The sequence below is a fragment of the Candidatus Bathyanammoxibius amoris genome (genome assembly GCA_024451685.1).
GTDB lineage: Bacteria > Planctomycetota > Brocadiia > Brocadiales > Bathyanammoxibiaceae > Bathyanammoxibius > Bathyanammoxibius amoris.
This window is the reverse complement of record JAMXCW010000001.1, coordinates 278,248-287,405: the sequence shown is the minus strand read 5'-3', so window position 1 is coordinate 287,405 and position 9,158 is coordinate 278,248. Positions and strand designations below refer to the sequence as shown.

Annotated in this window: 6 protein-coding genes and 3 tRNA genes; 6 read left to right on the top strand and 3 right to left on the bottom strand. The window is 51.0% G+C overall.

All coding sequences use genetic code 11. The annotated features are described in order from the left end of the window. Positions 1-350 (bottom strand): heme transporter CcmC (locus NOU37_01360; GenBank protein MCQ4573884.1); only part of this gene is annotated, 350 nt, incomplete at its 3' end. Positions 351-679: 329 nt separating this feature from the next. On the opposite strand from NOU37_01360, the gene NOU37_01355 reads away from it, so the two are divergent. From NOU37_01355 to NOU37_01345, 3 genes are all read left to right on the top strand, one after another. Continuing rightward, a tRNA-Cys gene (locus NOU37_01355) sits at positions 680-754 on the top strand. Between the two features lie 8 nt (positions 755-762). Continuing rightward, positions 763-846: transfer RNA gene (locus NOU37_01350), tRNA-Leu, on the top strand. 91 nt (positions 847-937) lie between these two features. Then, positions 938-1,123 (top strand): hypothetical protein, encoded by a 186-nt coding sequence (locus NOU37_01345; GenBank protein ID MCQ4573883.1) that lies wholly within the window; start codon positions 938-940, stop codon positions 1,121-1,123. A 138-nt stretch (positions 1,124-1,261) separates the two neighbouring features. Here NOU37_01345 and NOU37_01340 read toward each other — a convergent pair whose 3' ends face one another. Further along, entirely contained in the window at positions 1,262-3,862 is a 2,601-nt protein-coding gene (locus tag NOU37_01340; protein ID MCQ4573882.1) for a DEAD/DEAH box helicase family protein, read from the bottom strand. 111 nt (positions 3,863-3,973) lie between these two features. Then, on the bottom strand, positions 3,974-6,103 hold the full coding sequence (gene topA, locus NOU37_01335; GenBank protein MCQ4573881.1) for a type I DNA topoisomerase: 2,130 nt from the start codon (positions 6,101-6,103) through the stop codon (positions 3,974-3,976). A 233-nt stretch (positions 6,104-6,336) separates the two neighbouring features. Here topA and NOU37_01330 point away from each other — a divergent pair, with 233 nt between their 5' ends. From NOU37_01330 to NOU37_01320, 3 genes are all read left to right on the top strand, one after another. Continuing rightward, positions 6,337-8,016, top strand: coding sequence for a peptidyl-prolyl cis-trans isomerase (locus NOU37_01330; GenBank protein MCQ4573880.1), 1,680 nt, complete (start codon positions 6,337-6,339; stop codon positions 8,014-8,016). Next, positions 8,017-8,982 carry a riboflavin biosynthesis protein RibF gene (ribF, locus tag NOU37_01325; GenBank protein MCQ4573879.1) on the top strand — a complete coding sequence of 322 codons (966 nt, stop codon included), beginning with the start codon at positions 8,017-8,019 and terminating at the stop codon, positions 8,980-8,982. It begins immediately after the preceding gene. Between the two features lie 13 nt (positions 8,983-8,995). After that, positions 8,996-9,068 (top strand) — tRNA-Phe (locus NOU37_01320). Positions 9,069-9,158: the final 90 nt, after the last annotated feature.

The window sequence follows — 9,158 nt, the reverse complement described above, 5'->3', positions numbered from 1 at the left end:
TTCTTCCAGGAGCCCCAGCCCTCGTCACCAAGGTCCCAGATAAGACCCGTGGACTGACCCCGCTCATAATGGCAGGCAGCGCACGAGTACTCGCCCTGGAGACCCCAGCTGGCGTCGTTAAACAAAAACTGTCCTGTGCGCACCAGCTCACTCCGGTAAGGGGAGTGCTTTACCCTGTAGTGCACCTCAGGGATGGTCAACGGCTCACCTCTCTCGGGGGGTGTCCACTCCGGCCCCGTCTGTATGGTGGCCACAACCTTGGCTTCACCCGCTGTAGCGCTGTCAGCGGCTGCAATGCCAAAGACCATCAAAAAAGACACTGCCGTAAAAAATACAAGCGTTCTACACATTTTCCCCACCTCACCTCCTTAGTACACATTAAAGAGCCCCAAACCTGCCCGGCGGGCCCCAGTACCGCAGACACCATAAATTCAAAGACTTACGTGCCTTTTCTCCGTCTCCCTTCCTTACTTCTGGAACGGTTACAGGCTCTAAGAGAATTATACCACATAATCCCGTTCCGGCAACAAAGGCCCCGCATAAACCCAGGCGCCGCAACAACTGCACCTAACGGCACTTAGGCTTTGAGCCTGCCGGCACGGCTCAACTTCTTGACCTTTGTTGGCGTTGCGCATATAATCCACCTTCTTGCAATCGCGCAAAGATATTTTATAGAAGTGGCGGCTTAGCCAAGTGGGAAGGCGGCGGTCTGCAAAACCGCTATTCCCGGGTTCGAATCCCGGAGCCGCCTCCATAATTTTCGGGCGAGTGGTGGAATGGCAGACACGAGGGACTTAAAATCCCTTGGGCGATGAGCCCGTGTGAGTTCGACTCTCACCTCGCCCATGTTCGCGGGATAACCTCTGTGAAAAACAGGGTCCATGACATATAGAACGATAATCCCAACCACGCTTATTTGTGTCATCCTCAGCGGAGTATGTTCGTTTTTCCCGGTCTCATCCGGCGCACCCACGTAGAAGACATCATAAACGTGGCTATAATGGGGGATAAGAACAAGATTATGCTCCCCGTAAGGATAGAGGAGCAGCCGGAAGATTTGAACGACAGGAAGTTTTTGTCCATACCCCCGTATGGTAAGCCGCAGGCCGGGCCAATGGATTAACCGCGTAAGCTTACAGGGGGAGCAACGCCGACACCCCGGTAGAGAGCAGAGCCAAAAAATCCCGCGTCAAATCTAATCAGACCCAACCGCGGCCGGTTGCTTTAAGAGATGTATGCTATAGACCACTTTCCAATGACTTCACGACGGCCATTCTTTGAAGAGTTCTTCTTCCTCCACAAACTCCGCTCGAGCATTCTTCAACACCCGCAAAAACCATCCATTAGGAGGAAGTGAGGAAAATGCTGCTCGACGCAATTTGGTGCGAACCGCAGCGTTATCACGTAACCAGCCCCTCCAGTAGCCTCGCATTACCTGCTCAAGTCGTGTCTGGATTTCGCTAACCAATTCAAGCGGAAGTATACGAATATCGCCCAGTGCAGTCGAGGCTATTCTATCGCTTTTTTTCATGGAGGTCACTATAACCGAAGCTATCTCCGCGTCATTTAGCGATTGTTCTTTCATGACTCCACGTCGATGCCCATCTGCCTGATTTACGTCGGAAAGGCTGACACTATCTCTCTTGACATCAATCTTTGCTTCAATCGTGATAGCATGATCCCTCGTAACCCAAAGGCCATCCGGTGCCCCATCACCCTCTGGCCGAGTTGCATTGTAACCAAGCGTGTAACCAAGAGTCTCCAGAGTAGCACACACTTGTTTGTGTGTGCCTTCCAAATACGCCTTTTGCACTGCTAGCCATTTCAGAAATCGCCCCTTACGGAGGGGGTACTTTTCAGCTAACTCATCCCAACGGTCGAACAATTCATCATAGTTGGTAATCGGTAAAGAGTCCTCCGGAGTACTGCTCAATTTGTTCTTGGTCTTCCTGAGCCGATTGAACCAAGACGAAGAGCCACCCTCCTTAATTGCCCTCTCTAAGTAGCTCAAGCACACATCCAAAGCTGCTGGCTGATCATCTAACTTGTAGCGGAGGTATTCCGCAAACGCCTCCATATACTTCCAAAAGCCTCTATGCTCACGCTCGGCATCCTCTAGCTTACTACTCACGCCCTCGAAGTATCTTGATGCATTCTCGAAATCATGGGTTCCAAAAAGAGCCCTCCATCCCTCTACCTCTTCGGATACAGTTGCCATTGTAGCTAGAATCTGCGTTGGCTCTACTGAAGGTGGCGAGACTTCTGATTCGCGTTTGTCAAACTCCTTGAAGTTCCCTTTAAGAAATGTTCTGGCGAACGGAACGACCGCACCTAAACCATCTTGCGTCAATTCGAGACCCAGTTCAATCTGCTTACAAGTTCTCTCGCTCTGGAGTGCACTGAAGGCTTTAGACTCCATCTCTGCATAAAAACGAGCATCAAGAAAATAATAGACAGCAAAATCCTCATTTCCACGAGTGCAACGACCTATTCCTTGCTTTATCCGTTCTAGCATCCGGGTCTTCTGGAAGGTAGCATCTTTTAGCTGTTCCGTTACGAACCGTTCTAAAGCACCCGTCGCCCGTGGTAAAGAAGGGAAAACTGCCAGACGACAGGTATCGTTCGGGAAATCCATTCCCTCGAAGCGACCAGCAACAAACAGATGGCCTTCTGCAACGGAGCAGAAGTTCTCTAATTCACTTCCTGTGGAGGTGAGCTCCCAAGTGGGTGGCAAGTTGCCATGTTCACCTAACTGCTCATTAAGCCAAGAGCGCCAGCGTTTTGCCTCATATCTAGATGAGCACAGCCAGACGCTCTTCTTCTGGGTACTGAGGAGTCCTCGCAATGGAACTAGAACTTCCTCTGTCGGTTCATTGCGAGAAGAGAGGGATGAGGTCTGGTTGAAGATGAAGAGACGGCGACCGTCTTCCTCTCTGCATAGGGAAGATGGAATGTCCAGTTTCTTTATCGGTGGCGTTCCGAGGCGGCGCTGAAGGTCATTAGGATCGTGCAGTGTGGCACTCATGTAAATTCGTTGGATAGGAGATTTAAGGTGAGATAATTCTAGACTCGGAAAGATGTATGGGCGCAAAACAATTTCCTCACTACTCAGAAATAGAAGTGCTTGTTGGAGGTTTGGTCGCAGCCGACCCCAGCTATATTTTAGGTTCTTCCACTCGGAATCGTTTCCTGCAGAGGCAAGTTGTTCTTCCACGAGAGCCTCAAGTTCCTCGTGCATCTCTATGAAATTGGGGAATGGAACAAGGTCTGTTGGACCCCACGGTCCCTGTTCTACATTCTTCACGAAGTCATCCGCTACGGGACTGTCCGTGTACTGCTCAATCAGACGCATGGCTTCAGTGAATAAGGAAGAATGTTCTCCGTGCCCTATCCTAACCGAAAACAAAGAGAGAAGAGCTCCCTCTGCAAGCTGTGCGTCATCAAGAACGAGAATATCAGCGGGCGCTACACTCGGTCTCTGGTTGATATAAACCCAATAATTCATTATACCTATGGAGTTGGAGCGGTCATATGCACGTAAGTCCTTGGGTAGGAGCAAGTCCCCACTGCCCTCGAAGCGAACAACTGAAACGCGCAGGTCATCCGCTTCGTCTTCAATCTGACGTGCGAGAGTTTTATTCCCCGTGAGTATTGCCACTTTCTTACCTTGCTTCCGCCAGTACTCTAGAATTAAAAGCGCAATGAGAGTTTTACCCGCGCCCGTTGGAAGTTCGATAGCAATGTCAGAAAGCTCATGGGCTTCCGAGGTATAGATGTCAAGAACTCTCTCCTGTGCCGCCCAGAGCTTAGAAAACCGAGTACCACTTATCGGTGCCGTAATAGTGGATAGGTCAAGTGCCATGAGTAACTACTTCGCTCCTTTTGTTCTATTGATACAGCCTCAAGACGCACCGTCATATTAATCCCGCAATAACCCGGCTGTAACGGTACCGCCAATCCCAGGCATCGGGCCTTAACCATCAGACCCAACCGCGGCCGGTTGCTCAGGCAGTTTGAATGCGGTGAAGTCGCACTTGGGATAGTTACTGCACCCGTAAAACCTTCTGCCCCGCTTCGAAAACCTTGACACGACGTCGCCACCGCACCCCTCCTTGGGACACTTCACCCCCGTAGGCAGGGACTTGGTATTCTTGCACTCAGGATAGGCCGAACACGCGAGAAATCTGCCCATCCGTCCCGACTTTATAACCATCGGGCTTCCACACTTATCGCAGGTCTCCCCGGTGGCTTCAGCAGGCACAGGCTGGTTATCTCCGGAGATGTCCATGGTGAACTTGCACTTGGGGAAGGCGGAACAGCCCAGGAACTTACCCGCCCTGCTCCAGCGCACAACCATACCGGCCCCGCACTGCTTACAGACTATACCGGTTTCCTCCGGGCGTCCCTTCTCACTCTCCATCTCTTCCGTCGCTGCTTCCAGCTCCTTCTGGAACGGGGTATAGAACTCCTTAAGCACTCCTACCCAGTCCAGTTTGGCCTCTTCGATTTTATCCAGTTCTTCTTCCATGTGAGACGTGAACTCGATGTTCAGGATCGTGGGGAAATGTTTCACCAGCTTGTCCGTCACAAGGATTCCGAGATCGGTCGGGTGCAGGGTTTTCTTCTCCCTCTTGACATACCCTCTATCCTGTATGGTGGAGATAATCGCGGCATAGGTGCTGGGCCTGCCGATGCCCTGTTTTTCCAGGGCCTTGACCAACGCGGCTTCCGTATATCTCGGTGGAGGCTCAGTGAAATGCTGGTTCGGCGTAAGTTCAAGCAACTTCAACTCATTTCCTTCCTGCAGTTCCGGAAGGAGTTCTTCTTTTATAGGCCCTGAAAGGACCGTGTGCCCCTGAAAGACTACCACTTTCCCCTTGGCCTTAAACCTGTAAGGGCCGGCGTCTATGGTCGCGTCGATAGTCTCGTACTCGGCCGGGACCATCTGGCTCGCAACGAACCTGTGCCAGATAAGCTGGTAAAGTCTGTGCTGGTCTCTCGTAAGATACTGCTTTATTGAGTCGGGGGTAATCTCAACGCTGGCTGGCCTTACGGCCTCATGGGCCTGCTGAGCACCCTTCCTGGAGGCATATATATTTGGTTTCGGCGGCAGGTATTCCTCGCCGAATTTCTCGGGTATAAACTTCCTGCAGGCCGCAATGGCCTCCTTGGACACGCTGAACGAATCGGTCCTCATATATGTAATAAGCCCCGTCGGACCTTCCGCGATATCAACGCCTTCGTAGAGTTGCTGGGCGACGACCATTGTCTTCTTGGTGCTGAAGTTCAACTGAATAGAGGCCTGCTGTTGAAGCTGACTCGTGGCGAAGGGCGGCAGGGGCTTACTCTGCCTGCGCTGCTTCGTCACGGCACTTACGATATATTTCGAGCCCTTTAAGCTCTCAACGTGTCCCTCGGCCTCGGTTTCATTGCCTATCTTTACATCGGCATCCTCCAGCCGCCACAGTTTTGCCTCAAAGCCTCTGGTCCCGCCGCCCTTAGGCTTCAGCTTTGCAATGATGTCCCAGTACTCTACGGGCTTAAACGCCCTTACCTCTTTCTCCCTTTCCACCAGTATCCTGACCGCTACGGACTGAACCCTGCCCGCGCTAAGTTTTTTTGTGACCTTCTTCCACAACAACGGACTTATCTTATAGCCTACCAGCCGGTCGAGGATGCGGCGGGCCTGCTGTGCGTTGACCTTATTCATATCTATACCCACCGGGTGCTCAAACGCATTCTTAATGGCCTCTTTGGTAATCTCGTTAAAGACTACCCTGTGGGCCTTTCCGTCAGGTATTTCCAGGGCCTTGCAGAGATGCCAGGCTATCGCCTCGCCCTCACGATCCTGGTCGGGCGCGAGATAGACCTCGGCGGCCGCGTCCACCTCGCTCTTCAGGGACTTAACCATTTCCTTGCGCTTCGGCAGAATCTTGTACTCCGGCTCAAAGTCCTTCTCTATGTCCACGGCGAGCTTATTGTACGGCAGGTCCCTGACATGACCCATCGAAGACCGCACCACGTAGTTTGAACCAAGAAATTTGTTTATAGTCTTCGCCTTGGTTGGAGATTCAACGATAACTATCCGCTTTGACGTATTCATCTAAGAACTCCTAACTATGTAACACCCCGTCACCCGGCAGTCACAACTGCCCGATAAAAGAACTCTAATAATGAAGTATATGAGCGGTGTCAAGGGCTTTTTTCCCCTACACGGCCTGACGACACCACCTAAAAAGCAGTTGATGGGGCATGAAAATCATATATAATCGGGTTTTCTGTACTTCAAACAAATTTCTCTGACTTCAACTGTATCTTGTCACTGGAAGGTATCCTATGGCACTAAACTGGATGAGGCGACACAAGAAGAAGATGTACATCGTCATGGTGTTCGCCATGGCGGCTTGGGGAATCGGATATTCCGCGACCTACCTGATACCCAAGAAACCCATAGGCACCATACTGGGTGAAAAGATCTCCACCGAAGAGTTCAACGACGCGATGATACGGTGGAACAGAATATTTTTGCAACAAGAAGGCCTGCCGCTGACCAAACTGGTCTGGGAACGGTTAACGTTTGTCAAAGAGGCTGAGCGGATGGGGGTTATGGTCTCTAACGCGGAGGTAATAGACAGACTCAACACCCTGGGCGTCACCATGTTAGGCAACATCGGTATACCCACGGAACAGATAGTCAGGCTTTTGTGCCAGAACTACAGGGTAACAGAAGAACAACTCCTGAGAACTTATAAAGAGGCGCTGCTGACAGAAAAGATGATGGTACTGCTCTCCGGCAACGTTAAGGTACCGACTGCCGAGGCATGGGAGAGATACGCGAGAGAAAACGAAGAGGCAAAGGTTGAATTCGTGGCCATCAAGGCCCGGGAGCTTGCAGACAACGTCAGCGTAACAGACGAAGAAGTCACCTCCTTCTATAACAAACATAAAGATAATTACCCCGACCCGTCGGAAGGTGTACCCGGATACAAAGAAGCGGAAAAGACAAAAATAGAATATCTGATGGCACGTTACAGGGACGTAAAGAAAAAGGTCACGGTTACGGAAGACGAGATGCGGGCCTATTACGAGGAAAACAAGGACAGGAGATACAAAAAGGAAAGCCCGTCAAAGGCTGACAAGGGCGAAAAGGACGAAGGAAACAAAGAGCCGCAACCTCCACAATACAAACCCTTCGAGGAGGTTAAAGAGAAGATAAACAAAATCATCGAAAGAAAAAAGGCAAAAGAACTGGTTAACGGGCTAATAAATAAAGTCGATGAAAAGATTTACGACAGTCTCGGACGGACCGACCACATAAACTTCGCAGACATCGGCGGCGACATGGGTGTTTACTATAAAGAAAGCGACTTCTTTACCAGAGAAAAGGCCAAGGACGTCATAACAGGCGTGGAGGAGACCGTGTACTCCAAATTCTTTGAGAGAGAGAAATACGATCCCAGCCCGCCGGTTGAGGCGCCGGGCGGTGCGTTTATATTTCAGGTAATCTCCATAAAAGAACCGTCCGCGCCGCCACTGCAAGAAATCCGCGAGAAGGTGGTGAAAGACCTGAAGGAGGAAAAGGCCCTGCAAAAGGCCGAGGAAATGGCCAGGAAGTGTGTGGAGAAGATAAAACAGGCCTCTTTCGAAGAGGGCATTAAATTCCTGAAGAGCGAGGCCAAAGGGATCGCCTTTGTAAAGAGACAAACAGAATTCTTCAAGAGACCGGAGACAAAAGACGGCAAGCCCTCCCGCTATATAAACACACTCGAGGCCAACACCCCCAACGTGGCAAAAAGCGCTTTCCGGCTCAAACAGGGTGAGTTGGACGCGGTCACCGAAAAGGCAGGAAAAAAAACCGTCTACGTCATAAGGCTCGAGGGGAAAAAAGCCGCAAACCAAAAGACGTTTGAAGAAAACAAGAAAAAATTGGTTCAAAAATACCTGGGGCAAAAACAACAAGACTTTTTTGAACAATGGAACGAACGCCTCAAAAAAGAGGCAAAACTAACCAGATAAATGGAGACCCTGTACGGAATAAAGGAACGGCCCAGGAAGCTCACCCGGCCGGTCATAACAATCGGCGGCTTTGACGGGGTACATCGCGGCCACCAGGCGGTAATCAACAAGACAGTGAACTGGGCGAAAGAAATGCAGGGTGAATCCGTCGTACTCACTTTCACCACACACCCAAGAAACGTACTTATCGGTCGCACGTCCAGCTTCATCACCTCATTAAAGCACAGGCTGCTTCTCTTCCGGCGCATGGGAGTGGATTTAGCCGTCGTCCTGGAGTTTGACAAGGTTTGTAAAATGAGTGCGGAACATTTCACCGAGAAGATTGTCTACGACTACCTGGGTGCCAAAGGCTGGGTAATGAGCCGGGGCTTTGCCTTTGGAAAGGACCGGAAGGGAGATTTCGCCTCCGTTTCCGCGCTCTCAAAAAAGTACGGGTTTGAGACACGCCTGTGTCCGGTAATCAAATACATGGACGAAAAAATCAGCAGTACCCGCATCAGGGAAGCCGTACTTCAAGGTGACCTGAAGAGGGCTCAGGAGATGCTCGGCAGGCCCGTCACCCTTATGGGCACGGTAGTGGAAGGCAGCGGCAGGGGCAAAGAACTGGGCTACCCTACGGCAAACCTGGAGCTCGACAACGAAATAAAACCACCTTCCGGCGTATACGCAAGCATGGTAAACGTGGACGGAGGGGACATGTTGTCTCTTACCAGCATCGGCACCAGACCCACCTTCGAGCCACAGGGGAGGGAGGAAGTGGTAGAGGTGCATATAATCAATTTCAATCAATCTCTATACGGTAAGGATTTAGAGCTAAAGTTCCTCTTTAAGCTGAGGGACGAGATGAAGTTTGAGAGCGCCGACGCGCTCCGCGCGCAGATGGACAAGGACAAAAAAAAGGTCGTGCGGAGACTGGGCAAAAAGACCTTGACAACGCAAGACCCCCCTTTTATAATGCGCACGTAAGCTTTTATATACAGGGCAGATAGCTCAGCTGGTAGAGCACGGGACTGAAAATCCCGGTGTCGACGGTTCGACTCCGTCTCTGCCCACAGGTACAGCCCGAGAGGAAAGGAACAAGACTTTTTAATCGAAGCCCTTGCCTACGGGTTCTATTATACAAACCCCGTCGCCGCTTCTTG

Excerpts from the sequence above, each read along its gene's own strand:
- NOU37_01345 (MCQ4573883.1), top strand. The coding sequence starts at position 938 with ATGTTCGTTTTTCCCGGTCTCATCCGGCGCACCCACGTAGAAGACATC.
- topA (MCQ4573881.1), bottom strand. The coding sequence starts at position 6,103 with ATGAATACGTCAAAGCGGATAGTTATCGTTGAATCTCCAACCAAGGCG.
- ribF (MCQ4573879.1), top strand. The coding sequence starts at position 8,017 with ATGGAGACCCTGTACGGAATAAAGGAACGGCCCAGGAAGCTCACCCGG.
- NOU37_01340 (MCQ4573882.1), bottom strand. The coding sequence starts at position 3,862 with ATGGCACTTGACCTATCCACTATTACGGCACCGATAAGTGGTACTCGG.
- NOU37_01330 (MCQ4573880.1), top strand. The coding sequence starts at position 6,337 with ATGGCACTAAACTGGATGAGGCGACACAAGAAGAAGATGTACATCGTC.